This window comes from Sediminimonas sp. (assembly GCF_024637375.1).
Taxonomy (GTDB): domain Bacteria; phylum Pseudomonadota; class Alphaproteobacteria; order Rhodobacterales; family Rhodobacteraceae; genus Sediminimonas.
In genome coordinates this window covers 1-21668 of record NZ_JAGXFK010000029.1, presented here as the reverse complement: position 1 = coordinate 21668, position 21668 = coordinate 1, and the positions used below count along the sequence as shown (strand labels likewise).

The window sequence follows — 21668 nt, the reverse complement described above, 5'->3', positions numbered from 1 at the left end:
TGCCGCAGCGGTGCTAGGCATGGCGAAAGCGAGTTTTCGGAGACTGCGCATGACCGGCCAGCCGCGCCGCCATAGCCTGCGGGCGTTCCTGTCCGATCTCGCGGCGCGTGACGATCTGGCGACCGTGGTCGAGCCGGTTTCCGTCGTTCACCAGATGACCGCGGTGGCCGACAGGGTGCTGCGGACGGGTGGCCCGGTGCTGCGCTTCGAGGCGCCCGTTCTGGCGGATGGCAGCCGCGCGCGCGTGCCGGTGGTTGCCAACCTTTTCGGCACCCGTGCGAGGGTGGCCGCCGGGTTGGGCTGCGGCGAGGATGGCGTGCCTGATCTGGGCGCCTTCCTGGCCGCATTGCGTGCGCCGGCGCCGGTCACCGGCATGCGCGATGCGCTGGCGCGCTGGCCGATGCTGCGCGCGGCGCTCGATGCGCGCCCCCATGTCGGCAAGCGCGCCCCGGTGCATGATCAGGTGGATGAGACGCCCGATCTGACCCGCCTGCCGGTGCAGACCTGCTGGCCCGGCGATGCCGGCCCGCTGATCACTTGGCCGGTGGTGCTGACCCGCGCCCATGACAGCGCCGCCGAGGCCCTGCACACCTACAACGCCGGCATCTACCGTGCCCAGGTGCTGGACGGTGGCCGGCTGATCCTGCGCTGGCTGGCGCACCGGGGCGGGGCCGCGCACCACCGCACATGGGCGCGGGCGGGGGCGCCGATGCCGGTGGCCATCGCGCTGGGCGCCGACCCGGCATTGCTGCTGGCCGCGGCGCTGCCATTGCCCGAGGGCGTGTCCGAGATCGGCTTTTCCGGCGTGCTGCGCGGCGCGCGGGCCGAGATGGTGCCGGCACGCACGGTGCCGCTGATGGTGCCGGCGCGCGCCGAGATGGTGATCGAAGGGTGGGTTCACCCCGGCGAAACCGCGCCCGAGGGCCCGTTCGGCGACCATACGGGGTACTACAACGCGGCCGAACCGTTCCCGGTGATGCGCGTCTCGGCGCTGACCCACCGGCGCGACCCGCTATACCTGTCCACCCATACCGGCCGGCCGCCGGACGAGCCCTCGGTCATCGGCGAGGTGTTCAACGACCTGGCGCTGCCGGTGATCCGCGCGCAAATCCCCGAGGTCGTCGATCTCTGGTTGCCGCCGGCGGCGTGTTCCTACCGTATCGCGGTGGTCAGCATCGCCAAGCGTTACCCCGGGCAGGCGCGGCGGGTGATGATGGCGCTGTGGGGGATGCTGGCACAGTTCAGCTATACCAAGATGATCGTGGTCGTCGACGACGACATCGACCCGCGCGACTGGAACGACGTGGCCTGGGCGATGGCCACCCGCATGGACCCGGGCCGCGACGTGACGGTGCTGGAGGGCACGCCGATGGATTACCTCGATTTTGCCTCCCCCCGGGCGGGGCTGGCCGGCAAGATGGGCATCGACGCCACCACCAAGATCGGGTCCGAGACGACGCGCGAGTGGGGCCGCGTCATGGCCATGAGCCCCGAGGCCGAAACCTTTGCCGCCGATCTGGTGGCGCGCGCGGGGCTGGCATGAGCGCGCGCGTGGTGCTGGGGGTGTCGGGCGCCTCGGGCGCGGCGCTGGCTTTGGCGGCGGCGCGCCACCTGGCGGCCAGGGGCGTGGGGATCGACCTGGTGATCAGCCGTGCCGCCCGCCGCACGCTGGCTACCGAGTGCGGCGCGCACGCCGAGGCGGCGCTGCGCGGTCTGGCCACGCGCAGCTACCCGGTATCCGACATCGGCGCCGCCATCGCGTCGGGTTCGGTTCCGGTGGCGGGGATGATCGTGGCGCCCTGTTCGATGCGCACCCTCGCGGCGGTGGCGCACGGCCTCGACGACAACCTGCTGACCCGTGCCGCCGGCGTGTCCCTCAAGCAGCGCCGCCCGCTGGTGCTGTTGGCGCGCGAGGCGCCGCTGACGCTGGCGCATCTGCGCAACATGACGGCGGTGACGGAAATGGGCGCGATCGTGATGCCACCGGTGCCGGCGTGGTACATGGGCGCGGACGGCATGGATGCCGTGACCGACCAGATCGCCGCGCGCGCGGTCGATCTGCTGGGGCTGCCGGGCGCGCCCTGCGCGGCAGGGTGGCAGGGCGCGGGCGACCCGGCCGCGCCATGAGCGCCCCCGCCGCGTGCTTGACCCGGCCCGGCGCGGGCGGGCAGGGTTGGCGCGTGCCGCCGCCGCGCCGATCAGGATGACCCCGATGCCAGCCGACACCCCGCCGCCACCACGGCCCATGCCCCCGAAACCGGCCGCGCGGCCGGGCAAGGTGTCATTGTGGCGCTATGCGCGGCTGTTTCGCCGCGACATCCTGTCGGCCCAGCCGGCGCGGTTGTATCGCGCCTGGATGGCCGAGTTCCGCACGCCGTTCTTCCGCTCTTACCTGTGCAACGATCCCGATCTGGTTGACCTGGTGCTGCGCCGCCGGCCCGCCGATTTTCCCAAGTCGCGGCGCATCCGCGAGGGGCTGACGCCGCTGCTGGGCAACTCGGTGTTCATCACCAACGGCGCGACATGGGCGCGCCAGCGCCGCATCATCGACCCGGCGTTCGAGGGCGGGCGCCTGCGCGACACCTTTCCGGCGATGTGGGACGCGGGCCAGGCGATGGTGGCGCGCCTCGCGCCGCTGGCCGATGGCCGCCCGGTCGAGATCGAGGCGCAGACCAGCCACGCCGCCGCCGACGTGATCTTTCGCACGTTGTTTTCCATCCCGATCGAGCACGAGCTGGCGGCCGACGTGTTCTCGGCCTTCCGTGCCCACCAGAAGGCGCAGCCGCTGCTCAATATCGGCGCGCTGCTGCCGTTGCCCGGCTGGGTGCCACGACTGCATTCACGCCGCACGCGCGCCACCGCGCGCACCATCCGCGCCGCCATCACGCGGCTGACGGTGGACCGGGCGGCGGCGCTCGACGCCGGCATCGCGCCCGACGACCTGGCGACCAAGATCATGACCACCCCCGACCCCGAGACAGGCCAGACTTTCGACACCGACGAGATGGTCGACCAGGTGGCGATCTTCTTTCTTGCCGGGCACGAGACCTCGGCCTCGGCATTGGCATGGGCGCTTTACCTGCTGGCGCTTTATCCCGACTGGCAGGACCGGCTGGCAAACGAGGCCAGCGCCGCGTTCGAGCCCGACAAGATCTATTTCTCGGCCCTGTCGAAGCTGCCGCAGGCGCGCGCGGTATTTCGCGAAACCATGCGCCTTTACCCGCCGGTGCCGATGTTCGTGCGCGAGGCCGCGTGCCCGGAGCGTTTCCGCGATCGCGCCGTGCCGCCGGGCGCGCAGATCATCATCAGCCCCTGGCACCTGCACCGCCACGCCCGCCTGTGGGAGCGCCCCGACGATTTCGACCCCGACCGTTTCGCCACCGAGAACGGCAAGGCGTGCCTGCGCGACGCCTATATTCCGTTCTCGGCCGGCGCGCGGGTCTGCCCCGGTGCGGGGTTTGCCATGGCCGAGGGGCCGCTGCTGCTGGCGATGATGGCGCGCGCCTTCCGCATCGAGCGGGTCGCCGGCGCCGAGCCGGTGCCGCAAGCGCAGTTGACGGTGCGCGCCCGCGACGGCATCCACCTGCGGCTGTCGCCGCGCTGAGTTTCCTGCGCTGTCAGACGCGGACGCCCGTGCGCCAGGGATCACCGGGCGGCGATCAGGCCGGCACCGCCGCCTCGATCCGGGCGCCGCGGAATCCCCCGACCAATGCAGCCAGGCGCGCGCGGTCCGGCATCATCGCCCCGGCGGTGGCCAGCGCGTCGGCCGGCGCTGCCCGCGGCGCGCTGACCGAGACCAGCCGCCAGCGCGCCGGCACCGGCCGCCCGGTGCGCGGGTGCAGGATATGACCGACCTCGCCGCCGGCGTCGAACACCGTACCCAGCGGGGCGGAGGTGGCAAGGCCCCGGTCGCTGAGGCTCAGCTTTGGCCCGCCGTCGATCTGCACCGACCAGCCTGGGCGCCCCGCGGGGGCGCCGATGGTGCGGATCTCGCCGGTATAGACCAGCGCCCGTGTCGCCCCGGCGCGTTCCAGCAGCACCGCCACCCGGTCGGCGACATAGCCCTGCGCGACCCCGTTGAGCGTCAGCGCCATGCCCGTGCGCAGGCGGACTTCACGGCTGTCATAGTGCACGCCCTTCCAGCCGACGCGCGCCAGCACTGCCGTGATCTGATCCGCGGTCGGCGCCTGCCCGGCGTTGTGGGCCTCGGCGTAAAGCGCCCAGAGGGGTTGCACGCTGGGGTCGAACAGCCCGCCGCTCGCGCGGTGCACCCGGGCGCAGAGCGACAGGCAGTCCAGCAATTCGAAGGGCGGGGCGGCCAGCCCCCCGTCGCGGTTGAGCCGCGACAGCGCCGAATCGGCGCGATAGAGGCTGAAGATGTCTTCCAGCCGGTCGATCTCGGCCCGCGCCCGCGCCAGCAATTCATCGCCGCGCGGGTGGTAAAGCGTGATCCGCGCGCCCGCGCCGATGGCGGTGCCGCGCCAGTCGTGCCGCTCAACACCTGTATCCGCCTGCACCGCCGCGGGGCAGGCCAGCGCGGCGGCCGCGAGGTTCAGAAACTGGCGGCGGGCGAAGGGGCGGGTCATTCCTTCTCGCGCGAGAGCGCCCGCAGCCGCTCGGCGTAGCCGGCGTTGTCGTCCTTTGCGGAGGTGCCGTTTTGCGCCGGGGTCGTGGCGTCGCCCTCCGCCACCGGGGCCAGCACCACGGCGTCGGGGATATCGGCCAGACGCACCACGCGGCCGCCATGGCGCGCGGCGAAGGCGGTGGCGTCGGCACGGTCCGAGAACGGCACCAGTTCGGGCGCGCCCATGCCGCCCACCCGCTGCGAGCCGATCACGTAATGCGCCTGCGCCGCGATCATCCAGTTCTCGCGCCCGGGGTTTTCCCAACTGGGCGCATGGCTCATGTCGCTGACATAGGTGGCGGTGATGGCATGGCTTTGCTCGGGCATCCGGCGGTAGGCGATGGCGTCGCGCACTTGCGCGAAGAACAACGGCGATCCCGGCAATCCGTCGAGATGCACCTGCGCCTTGGGGCCGGGGTGCTCCAGCATGTTCATCTGGCAGAAATGCCCGACCGCGTCGGCGCTCATCTTCACCGGCTCGGGCGGCGCGGCGGCCTCTTCGCGGCACCCGGCCAGGGCCAGCAGCGCGGCGGCGGCCAGGGCGAATGCTGTCTGTGTGCTCATGGCGTCACCCTGCGGAAGGCGGCGACGGCCAGTGCCAGCGCCAGTAGCGGCCAGGCCAGCACCGAGGTCAGCGCCTGCCAGGCAGGGATGGCGTTGGCGGCGCCGCCGATGCCTGCGGCGGCGGCCGTCGCCTCGGACGCGGCCAGATTGAACAGCCGGAACGCATCGGCGGGGTTGGCCAGCAGCAGCCACGGGAACACCTGCGTGGTGAACCAGCCGCCGCCATCGGCCACCACCGCCGCCAGCAGCCCGAGGTCGTAGAGCACGATCATCACCAGCCACAGCGCGATCGCCAGCCCCGCGGCCCCGGCGGGCCGGCGCGCCAGTGCCGACAGCGCGTAGCCCAGGCACAGGAACGCCGCCCCCAGCAGCGCCGAGGACCACATCAGCCGCCATAGCGCCGGCAGCCCCTGCACCGCCGCGGGCTCGACCGCGATGGCGGCCGCGGCAGCGATGGCGTAGCCCACCAACACGGCCAGCCCCAGCACCCCGAGATGGGCCAGAAGCTTGCCTGCCAGAACCTCGCTACGGGTGACCGGATAGGTCAGCAGTAGCGGCAGGGTGCCGCGTTCGACCTCGCCGGCGACGCCGTCGAAGGACATCAGCAGCGCCACCAGCGGTACCAGGTAGACCGCGAGCGACGTCAGGCTGGCCACCGTTACCGACAGCCGATCGGCGCCGAGTGCGCCGGTGGGCGCCGATCCGGCCGCCGACAGGACGACGGAGAACAGCGCCATCATCGCGATGGCGATCGCGACCCAGCGGTTGCGCAGCGCGATGCGGAACTCGACCGCCGCGGTGGCGAGGATGCGTGTCATTGACCGTCTCTCCGGCTGAAATGGCTGTAGATGTCTTCAAGGCTGGGCGGTTGCACGTCGATATCGGCCACCATGTCACCCAGTCCCGCGATCCGTGCCAGAATGCCCAGCTTGTCGCGCTGTGCGCACGACAGCGCCACGCCGGTGCCGTTCATCCGTGCCCCCGGCAGCGCCGCGGCCAGTTGCTCGCGATGGCCGTCGCGGGCGGTGACGTGCAGGTGGACGGGCAGGTCCGCCTGGCGGCGCAGGTCGGCCAGCGCGCCATCGGTGACGACGCAGCCCGCCGAAAGGATCACCAGCCGGTCGGTGCGCGCCTCGACCTCGGTCAGCGCGTGGCTCGACAGCAGGATCGACGCACCCTCGGCCGCCAGCCCGTCGAGCAGCGCGTAGAAGTCGCGCCGCGATACCGGGTCGAGCCCGCTTGTGGGCTCATCCAGCACCAGCAGCCCCGGGGCGCCGATCAGCGCTTGCGCCAGCCCGACGCGCTGACGCATGCCCTTGGAATAGGTGCCGATGCGTCGCCGCGCCGCGTCGGCCAGCCCGACACGCGCCAGAAGGTCGGTCGCGCCGGCGGCGGGCAGACCGCGCAGGCGCAGGTAATAGGCGATCTGCTCCTGCCCGGTCAGTGCCGGGTGGAAGGCCACGTTCTCGGGCAGGTAGGCCACTGACCGTCGCGCCGCGGTCGAGCCCGGCACCGCGCCCATCACCGATACCTTGCCGGCGTCGTGAGGGACAAGGCCCAGCACGATCTTCATCAGGGTCGACTTGCCTGCCCCGTTATGGCCCAGCAGCGCCACCCGCTCGCCCGGCGCCACGGCGAGCGAGACATCGCTCAGCGCGTGCACGTCGCCAAAGGTCTTGGTCAGGTCGGCGATTTCAAGGTTGTACGTCATCTGCCTGTCCATTGCGCCATTTGCCGGCGCGCTTGGCCGCCATCGCGGCAATCTCGGGGGGGACCGTGATCTCGACCGGCCGGGTCAGCGGATGGCTGTCCACCACACCGCCGGGCAGGGTGGCCGGAAAGCTGGCCTGCGACCAGCGGATCAGTTGCACCGCCGGCGCGCCCAGAAGCAGCGCCGCGGCCGGTTGCGACCACAGGATGTGATCCATCAGGTCGTTGGGGCGAAACGGGCTGTCGGCAAGCCCGTCGCCGTCGAGGTCGAAGGCTGGATGGTCGGACCAGTAGTTGCCGCGGCCCTCCAGGCTCCATTCCACGTCGGTGGTGCCGACGTATTTGACCTGCGTGCGGTTGCCGATGAAGGCGTTGCCGGTCAGCGCGTTGCGCTCGGACCCGGCGGTGAAATGGATGCCGACGTCGCAGCCCTCGAACCGGTTGCGCGCAATCAGGTTGCGGTGCGCGTTGTAGATGAAGGTGCATTTCTCGGCCCCGCCGCGGACCAGGTTGCCGTGCAGGTCCACGTCGTTGGCATAGTTGAGCATGATGCCATGGTCGCGGTCGCCCAAAGACATGTTGCCGCTCGCCTTGATGCCGGTCGAGAACATCAGCGCATAGCCAAGGTGGTTGCCGATCGAAATGTTGTCGGACACCTCGGAATCGTTGGCATACATGTAATGGACGGCAAAGCGCAGGTCGCGAAACAGGTTGCCGCGAAACACGTTGGCGCGCGAGGTGTTCACGAAGATGCCGTCGCGCCCGTAGCGGATATCGTTGCCGATCACCTGCGCGCCCGGCGCGTTCCAGACATAGACACCGTTGCCGCGCGCGTTCATGCGGTGGCCGCGGCGCCCGACGATGGTGTTGGCGCGCACGATGCTGTCATTCGCGCCGTGGATGTCGACGCCGTAGAGGTTGCCGAGGATGCGGTTGTCCTCGATCACCGCGCGGCGGGCGGTCCTGGTCAGTTGCACACCGGAATCGATGGTCTGGTGATCGCTGCCCGAACCGGTGATTTCCAGTCCGCGCACGGTAATGTCGGGGCCGGTCACGGTGATGACCGATCCGTCGCCGCCGCCGTCGATCAGGGCGGCGCCGCCACCATCAAGGGTGATGGGGTCCGACAGGGTGACCGGGCCGCGGTAGCGGCCCGGCGCCAGGATCAGCACATCGCCGGGGTCGGCCCCGGCGATGGCGTCTTGCAACGCGCCGTCCCGCGCCTGCACGGGCCGGTCCGCCGCCCACACCGATGGCGCGGCGACGAGACACAGCAGGGCAAGCACAAGGAGGCGCGGCATCGGTCAGGAAGCCTTCGGCTTGACCAGCATGCGACCACGCATTTCCATGTGCAGTGCGTGGCAGAACCACTGGCAGTAGTACCAGTAGACCCCCGGCTTGGCGGCCGTGAAGGTGACCGAGGATGTCGCCTGCGGCCCGACCTCCATCGCCACGCCATGGTTGTTGAGCGTGAAGCCGTGGGTCAGGTCGTCGACATCGTCGAGGTTGGTGACGATCACCGTCACCTCGTCGCCCTGGGTCACCTCGAACTTCTCGAGCGAGAACATCGGCGCCTGGCTCGACATGTAGACCCGCACCTTGTTGCCGTCGCGGATCACGGTGTCCATGTAGTCGTCGATGTCCACGCCATCGGCTTCGGCCTGCTTGCGTGTCTCGGCCCACATCGGGTCGTTGCGGTCCCAGACGCTGACCGGGTTGACGATGTCGCGGCGCACGATGATCACGTCATGCGGCTCGGCGAAGGTCGGGCCGTCATGCACCACCGGCATGTCGTCTTGCGTGATGTCGAGGATCTGTTCGTTCTCGGGCTTGAGCGGGCCGACGTTGATGAACCGATCCTTCGAGAACTTGTTGAGCGACACCAGCCACTTGCCGTCTGCCTCCTTGGTTTCGCCCATGCTGGTGTGGTTGTGGCCCGGCTGGTAGTGAACATCCGTCTTGGTCAGGATCGGATCCACGTCCTCGCCGGCGTAGGCGCGAACCGCCTTGGCGATGTCCCATTTCACGATCTGGCTGTCGATGAACAGCGTGGTGTAGGCAAAGCCCTTGCCGTCGAACGCGGTGTGAAGCGGGCCGAGGCCCAATTCCGGTTCGGCCACGATGCACGAGCGCGGGTCGGCATCGTCCTCGAACAGCGCGTCGAGCTTGCGCACGTCGATGACCGAGCAGGTCGGCGACAGCTTGCCGTTGACGACCACGTGCACCCCGTCAGGCGCGGTGTTGATGCCGTGCGGGCTGTTGGGGATCGGGATGTAGCGGGTGTATTTCTTGTTTTTCTCCTTGCGCCCGTCGATGACCGGCACGCCGCTCAGCATCTGCACGTCGCCGTTGGCGACACCCTTCTCGATTTCCTTGAGGTTGAACACCACGACGTGGTCCATTTCGCTCGCCGTCATCTCGGCCAGGTTCATGCCCATTTCCGAGTTGTAGGAGGTCGAGAAGGCGTATTTGCCCTGGTAGTCGGCATCGGTGTTGTCGAGGTTGCCCGACACCATCACCTGCCAGGCGACGTCCATCGAGTCGCCGTCGAGCGCGGTGAAGAAGTTGACGTACTTCTCGGGCTCGTCCAGCACCTTGCCGTCGTTGACCATCGGGGTTTCGTCCTCGCCGTTGGCAAAGACATAGCCGGTGCGCGGGAACTTTTGCGGACGCAGGCCATGGATCGCCTTGGCGTTGGGGATCTCGGTGATCTTGTCGCATTTCATCACGTCGCAGCGCACCCGCGCCACGCGCGTGTTGGCCTTGTCGTTCATGAACAGGTAGCGCCCGTCATAGGTGCCATCGGTGAACGACATGTGCGGGTGGTGCAAATCGCCGTTATCGTGAACCCGCTTGCCGTTGGCAGCCAGGAACGCCTTGGTCTCCGGCAGCATTCCCTCTTCGAAAATGCGCAGGCTTTCGTTGGTCTGGCCCCAGCCGGTGGCCGAGCAGCGGTTGAATACCGGCACGCGCATCAGTTCGCGCATCGACGGGAAGCCGAGAATGCGCAGCTCGCCGGTCTGGCCCGAGGACCAGAAGCCGTAATAGTCGTCCAGCTCGCCGGGCGCGATGTTCAGCGCGCCCTCGGCGGCCGTGGCGGTGCCGGTGCCGGCCGCTGTGGCCACGCCCGCGGCGCCGCCCAGCAGGGCCAGCCGCGCGCCGGTTGCGCCGCCCAGCAGGGCCGCGCCGCCGGCCGTCGCGCCCAGTAGGCCGCGGCGGCTGATTCCTTTCTTCGGTGTGTTCTCAGACATTGGATTCCTCCTTAAGGTTGGGGTGGTTACCGATTACCCGGTCAACGGCCGCCGCACCCCGCGAGGCGGCCTGACGTCGCTTGAGCGTCTTGATGACGACCGGGCATTTCGTTTCCGACTGGTAGAGCACCTGGCAGTGCAGGCAGTTCAGGCACTCGTTCGGGTTGATCTCGCCGGTGGGGTGGATCGCTTGGACGAAACACTCGTTGGCGCAGGTCTGGCAGGGGTTGCCGCATTCCTTGTAGCGTTTCAGCCAGTCGAACATGCGCAGCCGCGCCGGGATCGCCAGCGCCGCGCCCAACGGGCACAGGTAGCGGCAAAAGAACCGCTCGACGAACAGCCCCGCGATCAGCAGCGCCGCCGCGTAGGCCACGAAGGGCCATGCGCGGATGAACTTGAGCACGATCGCGGTCTTGAACGGCTCGACTTCGGCCAGGGCCTCGGCCTGCTCGATCGAGGCGAGCGAGACACCGAAAAGGCCGAGGAAGATCATGTATTTCAGCGGCCAGAGCCGCTCGTGCAGGCCCCAGGGCAGGGTCCATTGCGGAATGCCCAGCTTGCGCCCGATCTGGTTGAGGAGTTCCTGCAACGCGCCGAACGGGCACAGCCAGCCGCAATAGGCCCCACGGCCCCAGAATATCAGTGCCGCGGCAACCGAGAACCACAAGATGAAGGTCAGCGGGTCGAGCAGGAACGCCTGCCAGCTGAAATCGCTGGTCAGCGCGCCGAACAGCGCCATCAGGTTGACGACCGAAAGCTGCGCGTTGGCATACCAGCCAAGGAAGACCAGCGTCACGGTCAGGAACGACATCCGGAACCAGTAGGTCACGCGCTCGGACCGGGTCAGGAACCCCTGGAAGAAGAACGCCGCCGTCAGCACCACCAGCATTGCGCTCAGCCCGATGACTTCGGGCGTCTTGTCGCGCCAGATGCGTTGCCACAGCGCGCTTTGCGCGGCGTGCTCTTCCTGTTCGGCCCTGGCCTGTGCGCTGCCGTCGGCGGCTGCGCCCTGCCGGGCGGCGCGCGGCACTTCGCTCAGGTACTTGCGCGGCAGGCTGTAGCCCAGCTCGAAGGTGGTGAAGACCCTCTCGATCGCCGCCACGTCGCGCTGCACCAGCAATTGCAGGCGGAACGGCTTTGCCGGGTCGAACCCGGAATCGGCGGGGATCTTGAACAGGTCGGTTTCGCCGAATTCCGGCGCGCCTTCGGCGGCGATGCCGCCTAGGCGGCGATGCATCCGGTCGCGGAACCGAACCGACATATCGTCCTGGATCAGCACGATGCGGTCGAAGATGCCGCCGCGCACATAGCCCGACCCCTTGAAGGAATATATCCCCCGGCCGGCGATCATGATCGCGTGATCGCCATCGTCCAGCCATGCGCGCAGGTTGGCGTTTTCCGCCTCGCCCAGCAGCGCGCGCCCAACCGGCGGTGCCGATACCAGCGCCACCTGCATCTCGATGAACCGGGTCTCGGGGGGCTTTTCGATCGGGCGTTCGGCGGCGCGCGGGTCGTCCACCGCCTCGAACGCGGCGTTGACCTGCCCGACATCCAGCGACAGGCGTCGCAGCGTGCCGTCGCCCGCCAGCGTCTGCCAGTCGGTCGCGGCCTTGGCCTGCGGGTCGATTTCGTAGCGCGGACCGGTGGGCGCGCGCGGTGGCTCCAACCCGCCCAGTCCCAGGGCCCGCGCCACCTTGAGCCCCGAACGCACGATGGAATCGTCGATCACCATGATCGTGACGGTGGCCCCGGCGATGATGTTCAGGTCATGGCTGGTGCCGCCCGATTCGGCCTCGGTCACCAGGTCGAGCCCGACGTAATCGGCCACCATCGCCTTGATCTTGCTGTCGGGAATACCGATCAGCACGATTGGTTCGGAGTGCTTGACCAGTTGCACCCCCATCACGCGCGCGTCGTTGTCCACCGCGACCATGGTGTGGATCGGCTTGCCCGAATAACCGGTGGTGCCGACGAAATCCGAGGTGACGAACGCCCAGCCGATGCGCGCGCCGTCCTTCAGCACCGGGGCGACGGGATGATCCGCATGCAGCGCGCCGTAGCCGTCCGCGCCGGACACCAGATCGGACGCCGGAACCTCGGACAGGAACCGCTCCAGCACTGGTTCGGCAGTCTGTGCGTGTACCGCGCCGCTGCCCGCGGCGACCAGCAGCCCGAAAGCAAAGACGAGACAGGCAAGCGTAGTGGCGATCGGATGGCGGTGAGTCGGTTGGTCGTCGGTACGGCGGCGGTCGTGGATCATGTGTCAGGTAGCCTTTGGAGGAGCCCGCGCCAGCCGCGAAACGGTGGGGCGGGGGCGGTGTTGTGAAACGGGACAGGGGGCCGATGTCACGCGGCCAGCGCGCAGCGGCAGCCCGGCCTGCGCCATGCCGGGCGCAAGCCCCGGTGCCGCCATGTGGCAAGCGGGGCAAAGATCGCAGTCATGTGTCGGGGCAGGTGCGCCGGGCAGGTTGATCACCTCTGCCCCCTGCGCACCGCAAATGACGATCTGCGTGCCGCCCGACTCGGCGGCGGCCATCGCGACACGCGCCATCGCCCCGCCCACACCCGCGGAAACCAGGCTGAGCGTGACGACGATGAAAAGGAAAGTGTGCAGCGGCAATCGTGTCATTCCGTCGGTCTTAGGCCCTCACACTGCCCCCCGCCTTGATTTAGGTCAATCCAAATATCCCTTTTGGGCGGCGAGCGATTTTTGCCGCGCAGGGCCCGATTGTCCTGGGGCTGGACTCCCGCGACCGAAGGGCGAATAAGCGGAAGATGCATAGGCAACGGAGAGAGACGGCGACGTGCGGTTGACCATCGACGATGCGGCCGAGACCTTCAATATTTCGCGTGCCCACCTGAAAAAAGTCGTGCTTCACCTGTCGCAGGCGGGGTTTCTCACCGGCACGCGGGGGCGCAGCGGGGGGCTGACGCTGGCGCGGCCCCCGGCCGACATCAATATCGGTGCCGTGATTCGCTCCACCGAGCCCGATTTCGGCCTGTTCGAATGCTACCTGGCCGGCAATGCCTGCCATGTCACGCGCGGCTGCCGGCTGGCCAGCGTCGGCAACCGCGCCCTGGCCGCGTTCATGGCGGTGTTCGACGCATGTACGCTGGAGGATGCGTTGCTCGATGGCGACCTGCTGGGCGGCGCCGCGCCTGATGACACACAGCAGCCCTTGCGGGGTCCGCGCCTGCCGCCGGTCGGTGCGGCCCAAGGCGGAAGGGGCGGGCCGCGGTCGGAGTGAGAGCGACAGCCCCGCGCCCGCCTCATCCCGCGCGCCGCGCCGCCGCCAGCCAGACCGCCACCAGCGTGAAGGCGGCCAGCGCGTTCCAACTGGCCATCGACAGGCCCAGCATTTCCCACGCGACCTCGTCGCAGCGCACCAGCGGCGCCGCCATGATCTGGTCAAAGAGCGCATCCGCCGATTGTTCGCCGATGGGGGCCGAGGTGCAGCTGTCCGGCCCTCGCCACCAGCCGCGCTCGATGCCGGTGTGATAGACGCCGATCCCCCCGGTCGTGGCCGCCGCCGCCGCGCCCGCCAGCGCCAGGGCGCCTGTCCACGGCAGGCCAAGCAGCGCCAGCGCGCCGATCACCACCGCCGCGGCATGGGGCCAGCGCTGCCACAGGCACAGCTTGCACGGCGCCATGTCGCCCAGATGTTGGAAGGCGAAGGCCCCCAGCAGCAATGCCGCTGACCCGGCCGCCGCCAGCGCGATCAGGTGTTTGCGCGTCACGCTCACAGATACCTCACAAGGACAAACCCGCCGATCAGTGCCACGACAAACAGCGTGAAGACAAGCCCCAGCCGCCGTTCGACGAAATCGCGGATCGGGATGCCGAATTTCCACAGCAGCGCCGCCACGACGAAAAAGCGTACACCGCGCGCCACCACGGCGGTGGCGACGAATGTGCCAAGGGACATCCCCGTCCAGCCCGACATGATGGTGATCACCTTGAACGGGAACGGCGTGACCCCGGCGGCCAGCACCACCCAGAACCCCATGTCGTTGAAGCGGGTGTTGAATTCGGCCATCGCGTCCTGCTTGCCCATGGCCGTCAGGATCGGCTGGCCGATCTGCTCGAATGCCAGCGCGCCGATGGCATAGCCCAGCAGCCCGCCGACAACCGATGCCACCAGAGCCACGCCGGCAATCAGCCAGGCCCGGCTGGGCCGTGCCAGGATCATCGGGATCATCAGCACGTCCGGCGGGATCGGGAAGACCGACGCCTCGATGAAGCTGATCGCCGCCAGCACCCAAAGCGCCCACGGACGGTTGGCCTGCCTGAGGGTCCAGTCATAGAGGGCGCGGATCATCCGAAGGGCCTTTCAAAGCACGTTGCCGGGGTCATTTCGCACCTCTAGCGCCCCGGCAACGCGGGGCAAAGCGAAAACGCGACCTGGGTAACACGGCAATTTGAACTGGACGACACCGGCCCGGGGCGATAGATCGGGGCCGGGCCCAAGTGGCGGAATGGTAGACGCAGGGGATTCAAAATCCCCCGCCTTCACGGGCGTGTGGGTTCGAATCCCACCTTGGGCACCACAATAAAATCAAAGACTTAGAAGAAATTTCAGAGCGGCGCGACTCGATGCTGAAATGAGCATGTAAGCATTTTGTAAGCAGGTTTGGCGGGTAAGTTGGCGACAAAAAGCCGGGCGAAGCGCGCTCGTCCTTAGGCTCTGGACCTATGCGCGGTCCATCAGCGGTTCCAATGCCGGGCATTTCCGCCTTGCTGGGAACCGGCTGTGGAGTTCGGATTTTCTTCCGGGCACCGTGAGAGAGACAACAACAGTTCACATCCGGTATCAGGCCTGCGCAAAAGTCCAGGCATAAGGGTCAGATCACGCGGTCCGGCTGGCCTGCCCTCTGTCTCGGGCACAAAAGGCAAAAAAGCTTGCACTGCAACTCTCTGCTTGGGTAGCGTCAAAACTATGCAGACGCTTGACACTCTTGTCCCGTTTATTGGTATTGTCGCTTTGCTCTGGGCGTTCGTGGCTCTGATTTCTGCGATATTTCCCGGCAATCGAAGGCGTAGACTCGTGAGCTCTGGCATCGCTTTCGTCGTTTTTGTTGTCGCCATAGTGTCCAGTCCATCAATCGAAAATGCCGCAGAAAAAGAGGAATTGATAGAAGTAGATGTTTCTTCAAAAAAGGAATTAACAGAACTTCAGGCAGAGCAGGAAGCCGACGAGATCGCGAACGCTTTGACGTCATATGTAGAACAAGTGACGCAACACAGTCAGTTTGTTAATGACATGTCGGTAAAGGATTTTACCGAAAGCATCGACGAGATAATAATTGCGGTGCAGCTCTTCAGCGACTGGGCTGAAATTGTCGATGAAGGTCGGGAATTTGACCTTACTGCAGAGCAGGAACGTATGCGACAGAATTTGAAGACTGGACTGGCTAGAAAACAAGCGCAGGTAATGCCCGCACTTCGCGATGCCTACGGACCTTTGCTGCGCCAACAGCTATGGGAGCACGATGGATATGCTCGCACAATTGATTCCGGCTTTCGCCGTATTGAAATTGTAAATCCAATGTTTGCGACTAATCGAAATATTTTGGCTTTCCACGAAAAAGCACGTGAAACACTTTTGCAGCTACGCTTTACCCGAGTTGACTACAAATGGTTCCGCCAAGCCAGTGAATACTCTTATTTCTCACTTGAGCCACCTGCTGATAATAGCGTCGGATTCTGGCAAGGAGGTCGCTTTCACCCCGTCGAGTAGTAATCGTAAATAACCTACACATACAAAGCGCCAGCACCGCGCACCACAAACGATGATCCGGGCTATCGGTCACCGCGACCGCGCCTTGGCGTCCTCGATAGCGTCCAGCACGACCGGCAAGGTGGCATGTTCACGCGCCTGATTGGACATGCCCCGGCAATTGTGGATCGGTCACTCCTGCATCGCGGATGTAAAAGACTCGTTGGCCTGCTCTGCCGCCTGCTGCGCGCGAATGAATGCCTCGACCGCCCTTTCGTCCTGCGAATCCGTCGCCACCTTCTCGGCAGATCGAGCCACCGCCTGCAACGCGCCGTCAGCTTCCAAAAGCTGGTTCATTTCCGCAATCACCTCGGGTGCAACGGATTGCTCATAGACCCCACGCATCTCCTTTACAAAGTTTGGATCAATGCCCGTGACCAGAGGCGAGGCGTTGAACAGCGCGCCCAGCGCCTCCGTGTCTTTCGCCTTCACCGCCTCGCGCAGAATGTCACGGCGGTCTTTCGCGTCGAATGAACGCACCGCCGCGCGGAATTCCGAGTGCCGCATGATCCCTTCAAGGTTCTCAGGCGGGCGCAAGCCCGTGCGCTCCATCAGCTTTTCGCTCAAACGCTCGTTATGCGCGTTCAGGATTTCATTGGCCCGCTGCCGGGTGGCCTTCACCGCCTTGGCGAGCCTCACGCCCGCGTCATGCGTCTTTTTCATGTGCAGCGCGTCATTGTCTGCCGGGTTGCGGTTCAACGCCACCGCCTCCAGAGATTGCACGGCGCTGTGAAGCCGCCCGATCTCTCCGATAACCCGTGTCGGGCCATCCTGTCCGCGCCCTTCAATCCGGGCAAGTTCGCGCTCCATGATCTTCTTGATCGGTGCCGAATATTTCATGTTCTGTCCTTTCTCGATCCGCTCAAAGTCTGAGTTCAGTTTGTGAAGTCGTGTGGTTCGGTTTCTTGACTGACGCCACCAGCCCCGCCACCGCGTTGGCGAGGTCGTCGTGCCCGCCCGGCGGGTGGTCGATCATGTCCCGCCCGCTGCGTCCGGTCCGGCGCTCCAATGCCTGCAATTGGCGGGATAGCTTTTGGTCGGGCGGCAACTCGACGCAGCCCGAGTTCATCGCCGCGAGCATTTCCAGATAAAGCCCGTTCCGGTCCAACTCGCTCACCTCGTAGACGACCCCGTGCTTCTGGAATTCATCGCGCGGCCACCGCCCTGCATATCTGTCACCCACGACACGCTTGATCCCGTAGGTGCGCAGGAATTCCGAGTATTCTTTAGCAATCTCGGCAGGCGAGCCATGCAACCCCCGCACCGCGTCGATTATCACCGCGTCCCCGTCCCGGTGCCCAACGGCAACGGTGAATTCATCCTGTCCACCGCCTGCCGGATCGGTGAACGCCCGGTAAGACGTGCCCCGCGCAAATGGCAGTTCCTTGGGCTTGGGCCGGGTGGCCTGCTCGATCAGGTCAGGGTCAATGAGGCTCGCAATATCGCTGCGAAACTGCGCCAGGTATTCCGCACATGCCCGCGCCGCATCATCCTTCATCGCATCGTCAATGACACGCTGCGGCAAGGTTGGGTTCATCGTCATGGAAGCGGCCTGCGCCACCAGAACCGGGCTGTCGTGCCCAAAATGCCGCCGGTATTGATTCCAAAGAACGCCACGTCGCGCATAGGGCGATGACAAGGCCACCAGCTTGCCCCCGAGTGTCGCCAGGGCAGGGCGCAGCGCCGCGATGATCTCTACATCGGGATTGGCCCCCTCGACGTGCCAGAAGGCGATTTCGTCAAGGATCGCAGCCGACAAGGTGTAGCCGCGCACCGCCCGGTGCGATGCCGTGTGAACCTCGATAGCGGCCCTGTTTCTGAATTCGATAGCCTCTGAATTCTCGCGCAGCACCATGCGGCGCAGCATCGGGTTTTCATTCACCAGCCCCGAGATATACCGCATCACCGCCCGCGCCTGTCGCCTGTCGCTGGCAATGACCATGCAGGTTGCCACCTCGCCCGGTGCCAGCTTGTCTCGATGATCGGTGAAGCACGCCTCATAGATCGCCAGAAGCCCCGCCACATGGCTCTTGCCACCTCTGCGCCCCACCGCAAGCCAAAGTTCGTGAGCGGCCTCCTGTGGCGTCTCTGCGCGCCCTGTGATCGCCTTGAACGTCCCGGCCTCAGTCTCGGCCAAGGGCAGGCCATAGAAGCCGCCCAGAAGCGCGCGCCACGCGGCGAAACTGTCACCGCCAAACGTGCCGCCGAATAGCTGCCGATCCGTCATGGCGTCTAGGATGGTCGCGCTCATTGCGGCCACCTGATTTCTGCGATGATATCCTGCATCACTCCAAGCGCCTGCGAGATGGTCAGGGGCACGCGCGCCACCTCGACGCCATCGCGCCACACATGCAGCACCGGGCCGGGCCGGATGGTGACAAGCATCTTGCACCCGCTATCCATCGGCGCGCGTCCTACCTGCGATGTAGCTTTGCAGATCGGTGACATCTTTCTGCCGACGCTCCAAGCCCAGCTTAACGAGGATGCCTTGAAGGCTATTGACGGCTTGAGTCCATTTGCCTGCGTCGAATTCCTCGGGCGTGTCGTTTGCGAGGGCTTGCTCCTGAAGGTGTAGCCAATGCTCCAGCCACAAGGCGCGCTCCACGAGGCTGCGCTGCGCATAGGACAGGCGATCAGCACCGCCCAGATCGTCAGTGAATTCTTGCCATCGGACGCGCAGATCAGCCGCGATTAAGGTCCGCCCGTCCAGCCGGTCTAGATATCCGGCTTGAAACTTGTCTGGCAGTGGCGATTTAGCCATATTCAGAGGCTTTCTGCTTACTATTTGCTTACTAATTATGCTTATACCTTATCAAGTACATGGTATAAAACATAATATTTGCAAATAAAAAGGGATATTAAATCCCCTTCAATATGCCTTGCCGGGTAGCAGGGGAAGAAAAAGCGTTATGTTCATAAGGACATATCGTCTGCGGTCATCTCATTTTCCTTTCGTGGTGGTGGTCATTTCCAGTTGTCGGGGTCGTGCGGATCGTCCTGCGCCGCGTAACCGTCTGCCCCGGCCCCCATAGGTGTAACCTCGTAACCTTCCTTTATTTTCAATGCGTTATTCGAATTTTCAGGCGTAACCTCTCGCCCAGGGTTACGCTTTGAAAGCGCTCTAACCTCTTGATTTTGTTTCAAGGTTACGGGGTTACGCTTTTGAGTAGCATAGCGGGCGGCGGCGGCCTCAACTTCACTGCGCTGATAGACGCGGGCCGATGATCCGTGCAGCTTCAGGACGCGCGCCTTGACGCCAAACGGTTTCATCTGCATCGCCACCGACTGCGCCGATAAGGACCTGCCGTGACGCCAGTCTGCCCAAGGGCGTTCCTCCATCACGATCAGGTCGCTGACGATTTCCGAGGTGGCGATGCGATCCGCCCGGCTCGCGGCGAAGATATCCGCGATATCCCTCAGCATCATAATCCCGGCAGGCTCGGCGTCCTCATCCTCGGCCTGCGCGCTGGCGACATATGCGGTCGCGATGCGATCCAGCCACGGCCCGCCCAGTGCCGTGGCGATGCGCCAGAGCGGCGTGAAATTGTCCTGCATCCGGTCGTCACCACAAGCGGGCGGCTCTGTCTCCATGGCCCCTATCGTCACCGCGTGGTCATCGGCCCAGCGCGCAATCTGACGGCGGATGCGCAGTAGCTGCGCGTGCAGGTCCAAGGGTAGCCGCTCGACGGATTCCTCGGGCAGTTTGCGGCGCAGGCTGATGATGATGCTGCGGCTCATGAGTGTGTCGCGCTGTGCGCCGATCCCGGCAATTGCCATAGGACACCACGTCGAGAACGCGGTTGGCAGGTGTTCCCCGTTCACCTCCTGCACGCGGATCACTCGGGCGGTGCGGCGGGTGTGACCGGAATTGAGAACCCCGGCCAGTTCGACATTTTCACGCATCCAGGTGTCGGCCTCGTCGAGTAGCAATGTCGGCTTCCAAGCCTCTATTGCCCGGAAGATTGCCGCCGCGCTGGCGTTCGAGACAATGAAGCCGCGATGCGCCATCGCGTCGATCACCTCCAAGAGCGTTGACTTGCCGCAAGCCTTCGTCGGTGACGTGACCAGCAGGCGCGGCCACAAGCGCCACGTCTCCATGAGATACGATCCGATGATCCAGATCGCGGCGCAGTCAGCATCACCCGTTGCGCCGAATACGACATGGGCGCGCAGCCGGTCGCGGATTTCTTCGGCCAGTGAGGCGCCGTCCACCGGATCGGGCCAAGGTTCGATTGTTTCGATTGCCTCGGGCGCATCGTCGCTGTCGTCGTCACCAGCGCCGCGCGGGCAGGCCTTGCTCACCTCGGTATCCAGCACGGATGCGCGCCAGCCAAGCCGCTGCGCGACGGCCTTGCGCTCGCCCTCGTAGGCGGCGGCGTCCAACCCGGCCAGCCGCTTGACTTCAGCCTGCGCGTCGGCGGCGGTTACATCCTCGATCTGCGGGATATCGCCCCAGTCGTCTTGCCCATCCATCATGCAGCCCTCCTTTGGACATGCTTCAGGAAGGCGGCGCGCTCACCATCGGTGAGGCTGCGCCACAACTCCTTGAACACCCGCTTTCGCGCGGGCAGGGAAAGGTGCGCGCCCGGCAGACGCTCCAGCCCGGCCAAGGTGTAGGCGACCAGCTCATGCGGCGGTGCCGCGACGGCCCAGAATTGTGCGTCCGCGTAGAGCGTGCCGAACACGTCAGCCTGCGGCCCGCCGGTTTCTGAAGCCTCCAGCCAGCCCGCGCAGATAGCGTCGGCATGTTGTGGTCGGCAGTGCTCAAGCGCGAAGATCGCGGCGCTTGCCCATTCTAGGCGAAGCTCGGAGTCGGTGTCGGCATGGCTGGCCTGTGGGTTTCGGATTTCGCAACTCATTACACGCCCTCCACCAGCTCGAGAGGATCGTAAAAACCTGCCCCCTCGACGCGGGCCAGTACGCGGCCCCGATCATCCCGCAAAACGCGGTCAGGGTTGCAGTTGCAAAGCCGCTCGCGCGTGTCCTCGGCAATGCGGGTCTCAATTTCTTCGCGCAACTGCGTTGGCGTCAGATCGCGCATGCGACGGCCCTCAATTAAGGTCTCGGCCACGTCCTGCGCTGGCCACTTGTGCAGCCCTTCGCCACGGTGCCAGGCAATGAAGCGATCGGCCCCGGCAATGCCTCCCAAATCCGCCACCGTGGCGGTTTTCAGGCCAGAGCGATGCATCTTCATGTATCGCTGCGCTGAACGCTCAGGGATGCCGGTTTCGGCCAGCCACTCGCCCCATTGACCGTGTTTGCAAAGGGCTTTGGCCTCTGCCAGCGCCGCGCCTGCGGCAAGCGCGCGCTCGGCGGCCTGCGTGGTGTGCCTCGCGCTGTCCACGTGTGCCTGCCGTGCCTCATCGGCCAGCATCGGCAATCTGTTGTTACCTTGAAGGTTCATTGCTCGTGCCTTTCGGTTTGCCCGAGACGCGCGGCGGTGCTATGTTATCACCTATTGAAGCTGTCCCGCTCCAAGATGATCAGAGGCCCGCGCCGTGCCCCGGTGCGGGTTCTTTATGCTGCGGGCTGGATGTTGTTCTCGATGTAGTCCAGCAGATCAGCGACACGGTAACGGACGCTGCGCCCGAGTTTGACGTAAGGGCACCTCGATTTTTGACCGTTTTCTTGGCCGGACAATGCCACGTGTGGCGTGAAGCGGGAGGGCGGTTGTCGACTGGTGGTCTGCTGTGCCCAAAGGGTCGTGTGACTGGAGCTTTCATGCTCGGTGTTTTTGGGCTT

23 protein-coding genes and 1 tRNA gene are annotated in these 21668 nt (G+C 66.0%); 6 read left to right on the top strand and 18 right to left on the bottom strand.

The genetic code is table 11. The features are described 5' to 3' along the window. Positions 1-49: 49 nt before the first annotated feature. The 3 genes from Q0L89_RS03765 (at position 50) to Q0L89_RS03755 (ending at position 3604) form a co-directional block, all read left to right on the top strand. Positions 50-1543 carry a UbiD family decarboxylase gene (locus Q0L89_RS03765; protein WP_296762664.1) on the top strand — a complete coding sequence of 498 codons (1494 nt, stop codon included), beginning with the start codon at positions 50-52 and terminating at the stop codon, positions 1541-1543. Then, a complete protein-coding gene (locus Q0L89_RS03760) occupies positions 1540-2127 on the top strand; it encodes a UbiX family flavin prenyltransferase (protein ID WP_296762663.1) in 588 nt (195 codons plus the stop codon). The genes Q0L89_RS03765 and Q0L89_RS03760 overlap by 4 nt, the downstream gene beginning before the upstream one ends. Before the next feature lie 118 nt (positions 2128-2245). Further along, the gene (locus tag Q0L89_RS03755) at positions 2246-3604 is read left to right on the top strand and encodes a cytochrome P450 (protein WP_296762662.1); all 1359 of its coding nucleotides are present in this window, start codon (positions 2246-2248) and stop codon (positions 3602-3604) included. 55 nt (positions 3605-3659) lie between these two features. Here the strand turns inward: Q0L89_RS03755 and Q0L89_RS03750 are convergent, their stop codons facing one another. From Q0L89_RS03750 to Q0L89_RS03715, 8 genes are read right to left on the bottom strand one after another with little or no spacing between them, the layout of a single operon-like run. Beyond that, positions 3660-4586 (bottom strand): FAD:protein FMN transferase, encoded by a 927-nt coding sequence (locus tag Q0L89_RS03750; protein WP_296762661.1) that lies wholly within the window; start codon positions 4584-4586, stop codon positions 3660-3662. Then, positions 4583-5188 carry a nitrous oxide reductase accessory protein NosL gene (locus Q0L89_RS03745; protein WP_296762660.1) on the bottom strand — a complete coding sequence of 202 codons (606 nt, stop codon included), beginning with the start codon at positions 5186-5188 and terminating at the stop codon, positions 4583-4585. Before Q0L89_RS03745 ends, Q0L89_RS03750 begins: the two co-directional genes overlap by 4 nt. Continuing rightward, the gene (locus tag Q0L89_RS03740; RefSeq protein WP_296762659.1) at positions 5185-6006 is read right to left on the bottom strand and encodes an ABC transporter permease subunit; all 822 of its coding nucleotides are present in this window, start codon (positions 6004-6006) and stop codon (positions 5185-5187) included. The genes Q0L89_RS03745 and Q0L89_RS03740 overlap by 4 nt, the downstream gene beginning before the upstream one ends. Further along, positions 6003-6899 carry an ABC transporter ATP-binding protein gene (locus Q0L89_RS03735; protein ID WP_296762658.1) on the bottom strand — a complete coding sequence of 299 codons (897 nt, stop codon included), beginning with the start codon at positions 6897-6899 and terminating at the stop codon, positions 6003-6005. The genes Q0L89_RS03740 and Q0L89_RS03735 overlap by 4 nt, the downstream gene beginning before the upstream one ends. Beyond that, positions 6883-8199: a nitrous oxide reductase family maturation protein NosD gene (locus Q0L89_RS03730; RefSeq protein ID WP_296762657.1), complete on the bottom strand. Its 1317-nt coding sequence runs from the start codon at positions 8197-8199 to the stop codon at positions 6883-6885. The genes Q0L89_RS03735 and Q0L89_RS03730 overlap by 17 nt, the downstream gene beginning before the upstream one ends. A 3-nt stretch (positions 8200-8202) precedes the next feature. After that, complete coding sequence (gene nosZ, locus Q0L89_RS03725; RefSeq protein ID WP_296762656.1) at positions 8203-10149, bottom strand: TAT-dependent nitrous-oxide reductase; 1947 nt, start codon at positions 10147-10149, stop codon at positions 8203-8205. Next, entirely contained in the window at positions 10142-12409 is a 2268-nt protein-coding gene (locus tag Q0L89_RS03720) for a NosR/NirI family protein (protein WP_296762655.1), read from the bottom strand. The genes nosZ and Q0L89_RS03720 overlap by 8 nt, the downstream gene beginning before the upstream one ends. 3 nt (positions 12410-12412) lie before the next feature. Then, on the bottom strand, positions 12413-12778 hold the full coding sequence (locus Q0L89_RS03715; RefSeq protein ID WP_296762654.1) for a hypothetical protein: 366 nt from the start codon (positions 12776-12778) through the stop codon (positions 12413-12415). A gap of 175 nt (positions 12779-12953) precedes the next feature. On the opposite strand from Q0L89_RS03715, the gene Q0L89_RS03710 reads away from it, so the two are divergent. Continuing rightward, positions 12954-13397, top strand: a complete 444-nt coding sequence (locus Q0L89_RS03710; RefSeq protein ID WP_296762653.1) for an Rrf2 family transcriptional regulator — start codon at positions 12954-12956, stop codon at positions 13395-13397. Positions 13398-13419: 22 nt separating this feature from the next. Here Q0L89_RS03710 and Q0L89_RS03705 read toward each other — a convergent pair whose 3' ends face one another. Both Q0L89_RS03705 and Q0L89_RS03700 read right to left on the bottom strand, forming a co-directional pair. After that, positions 13420-13887 (bottom strand): disulfide bond formation protein B, encoded by a 468-nt coding sequence (locus tag Q0L89_RS03705; protein ID WP_296762652.1) that lies wholly within the window; start codon positions 13885-13887, stop codon positions 13420-13422. Positions 13888-13889: 2 nt separating this feature from the next. Then, positions 13890-14468 carry a YqaA family protein gene (locus Q0L89_RS03700; RefSeq protein WP_296762651.1) on the bottom strand — a complete coding sequence of 193 codons (579 nt, stop codon included), beginning with the start codon at positions 14466-14468 and terminating at the stop codon, positions 13890-13892. A 143-nt stretch (positions 14469-14611) separates the two neighbouring features. Between Q0L89_RS03700 and Q0L89_RS03695 the strand changes: the two genes are divergently transcribed. Further along, positions 14612-14697 (top strand) — tRNA-Leu (locus Q0L89_RS03695). Between the two features lie 497 nt (positions 14698-15194). Beyond that, positions 15195-15887 carry a hypothetical protein gene (locus Q0L89_RS03690; protein ID WP_296762649.1) on the top strand — a complete coding sequence of 231 codons (693 nt, stop codon included), beginning with the start codon at positions 15195-15197 and terminating at the stop codon, positions 15885-15887. Positions 15888-16058: 171 nt separating this feature from the next. Here the strand turns inward: Q0L89_RS03690 and Q0L89_RS03685 are convergent, their stop codons facing one another. From Q0L89_RS03685 to Q0L89_RS03650, 8 genes are all read right to left on the bottom strand, one after another. After that, positions 16059-16766: a hypothetical protein gene (locus Q0L89_RS03685; protein ID WP_296762647.1), complete on the bottom strand. Its 708-nt coding sequence runs from the start codon at positions 16764-16766 to the stop codon at positions 16059-16061. A 22-nt stretch (positions 16767-16788) separates the two neighbouring features. Further along, a complete protein-coding gene (locus tag Q0L89_RS03680; RefSeq protein ID WP_296762645.1) occupies positions 16789-18177 on the bottom strand; it encodes a hypothetical protein in 1389 nt (462 codons plus the stop codon). Next, on the bottom strand, positions 18174-18329 hold the full coding sequence (locus Q0L89_RS03675; protein ID WP_296762643.1) for a hypothetical protein: 156 nt from the start codon (positions 18327-18329) through the stop codon (positions 18174-18176). Before Q0L89_RS03675 ends, Q0L89_RS03680 begins: the two co-directional genes overlap by 4 nt. Continuing rightward, the gene (locus tag Q0L89_RS03670) at positions 18322-18687 is read right to left on the bottom strand and encodes a hypothetical protein (RefSeq protein ID WP_296762641.1); all 366 of its coding nucleotides are present in this window, start codon (positions 18685-18687) and stop codon (positions 18322-18324) included. Before Q0L89_RS03670 ends, Q0L89_RS03675 begins: the two co-directional genes overlap by 8 nt. A gap of 203 nt (positions 18688-18890) precedes the next feature. After that, the gene (locus Q0L89_RS03665) at positions 18891-20402 is read right to left on the bottom strand and encodes a DUF3631 domain-containing protein (protein WP_296762639.1); all 1512 of its coding nucleotides are present in this window, start codon (positions 20400-20402) and stop codon (positions 18891-18893) included. Further along, complete coding sequence (locus tag Q0L89_RS03660) at positions 20399-20785, bottom strand: hypothetical protein (protein WP_296762637.1); 387 nt, start codon at positions 20783-20785, stop codon at positions 20399-20401. The genes Q0L89_RS03665 and Q0L89_RS03660 overlap by 4 nt, the downstream gene beginning before the upstream one ends. Then, positions 20785-21330 carry a DUF3102 domain-containing protein gene (locus Q0L89_RS03655; protein WP_296762635.1) on the bottom strand — a complete coding sequence of 182 codons (546 nt, stop codon included), beginning with the start codon at positions 21328-21330 and terminating at the stop codon, positions 20785-20787. Before Q0L89_RS03655 ends, Q0L89_RS03660 begins: the two co-directional genes overlap by 1 nt. 113 nt (positions 21331-21443) lie before the next feature. Beyond that, a partial coding sequence (locus tag Q0L89_RS03650) for a hypothetical protein (RefSeq protein WP_296762633.1) occupies positions 21444-21668 on the bottom strand: 225 nt, incomplete at its 5' end.

What these genes read in the sequence shown, in the direction of transcription:
- nosZ (WP_296762656.1), bottom strand. Translation starts at nt 10,149, where the DNA reads ATGTCTGAGAACACACCGAAGAAAGGAATCAGCCGCCGCGGCCTACTG.
- Q0L89_RS03735 (WP_296762658.1), bottom strand. Translation starts at nt 6,899, where the DNA reads ATGACGTACAACCTTGAAATCGCCGACCTGACCAAGACCTTTGGCGAC.
- Q0L89_RS03715 (WP_296762654.1), bottom strand. Translation starts at nt 12,778, where the DNA reads ATGACACGATTGCCGCTGCACACTTTCCTTTTCATCGTCGTCACGCTC.
- Q0L89_RS03765 (WP_296762664.1), top strand. Translation starts at nt 50, where the DNA reads ATGACCGGCCAGCCGCGCCGCCATAGCCTGCGGGCGTTCCTGTCCGAT.
- Q0L89_RS03755 (WP_296762662.1), top strand. Translation starts at nt 2,246, where the DNA reads ATGCCCCCGAAACCGGCCGCGCGGCCGGGCAAGGTGTCATTGTGGCGC.
- Q0L89_RS03730 (WP_296762657.1), bottom strand. Translation starts at nt 8,199, where the DNA reads ATGCCGCGCCTCCTTGTGCTTGCCCTGCTGTGTCTCGTCGCCGCGCCA.
- Q0L89_RS03740 (WP_296762659.1), bottom strand. Translation starts at nt 6,006, where the DNA reads ATGACACGCATCCTCGCCACCGCGGCGGTCGAGTTCCGCATCGCGCTG.
- Q0L89_RS03760 (WP_296762663.1), top strand. Translation starts at nt 1,540, where the DNA reads ATGAGCGCGCGCGTGGTGCTGGGGGTGTCGGGCGCCTCGGGCGCGGCG.
- Q0L89_RS03655 (WP_296762635.1), bottom strand. Translation starts at nt 21,330, where the DNA reads ATGAACCTTCAAGGTAACAACAGATTGCCGATGCTGGCCGATGAGGCA.
- Q0L89_RS03660 (WP_296762637.1), bottom strand. Translation starts at nt 20,785, where the DNA reads ATGAGTTGCGAAATCCGAAACCCACAGGCCAGCCATGCCGACACCGAC.
- Q0L89_RS03665 (WP_296762639.1), bottom strand. Translation starts at nt 20,402, where the DNA reads ATGATGGATGGGCAAGACGACTGGGGCGATATCCCGCAGATCGAGGAT.
- Q0L89_RS03675 (WP_296762643.1), bottom strand. Translation starts at nt 18,329, where the DNA reads ATGGATAGCGGGTGCAAGATGCTTGTCACCATCCGGCCCGGCCCGGTG.
- Q0L89_RS03670 (WP_296762641.1), bottom strand. Translation starts at nt 18,687, where the DNA reads ATGGCTAAATCGCCACTGCCAGACAAGTTTCAAGCCGGATATCTAGAC.
- Q0L89_RS03745 (WP_296762660.1), bottom strand. Translation starts at nt 5,188, where the DNA reads ATGAGCACACAGACAGCATTCGCCCTGGCCGCCGCCGCGCTGCTGGCC.
- Q0L89_RS03750 (WP_296762661.1), bottom strand. Translation starts at nt 4,586, where the DNA reads ATGACCCGCCCCTTCGCCCGCCGCCAGTTTCTGAACCTCGCGGCCGCC.
- Q0L89_RS03680 (WP_296762645.1), bottom strand. Translation starts at nt 18,177, where the DNA reads ATGAGCGCGACCATCCTAGACGCCATGACGGATCGGCAGCTATTCGGC.
- Q0L89_RS03685 (WP_296762647.1), bottom strand. Translation starts at nt 16,766, where the DNA reads ATGAAATATTCGGCACCGATCAAGAAGATCATGGAGCGCGAACTTGCC.
- Q0L89_RS03720 (WP_296762655.1), bottom strand. Translation starts at nt 12,409, where the DNA reads ATGATCCACGACCGCCGCCGTACCGACGACCAACCGACTCACCGCCAT.
- Q0L89_RS03700 (WP_296762651.1), bottom strand. Translation starts at nt 14,468, where the DNA reads ATGATCCGCGCCCTCTATGACTGGACCCTCAGGCAGGCCAACCGTCCG.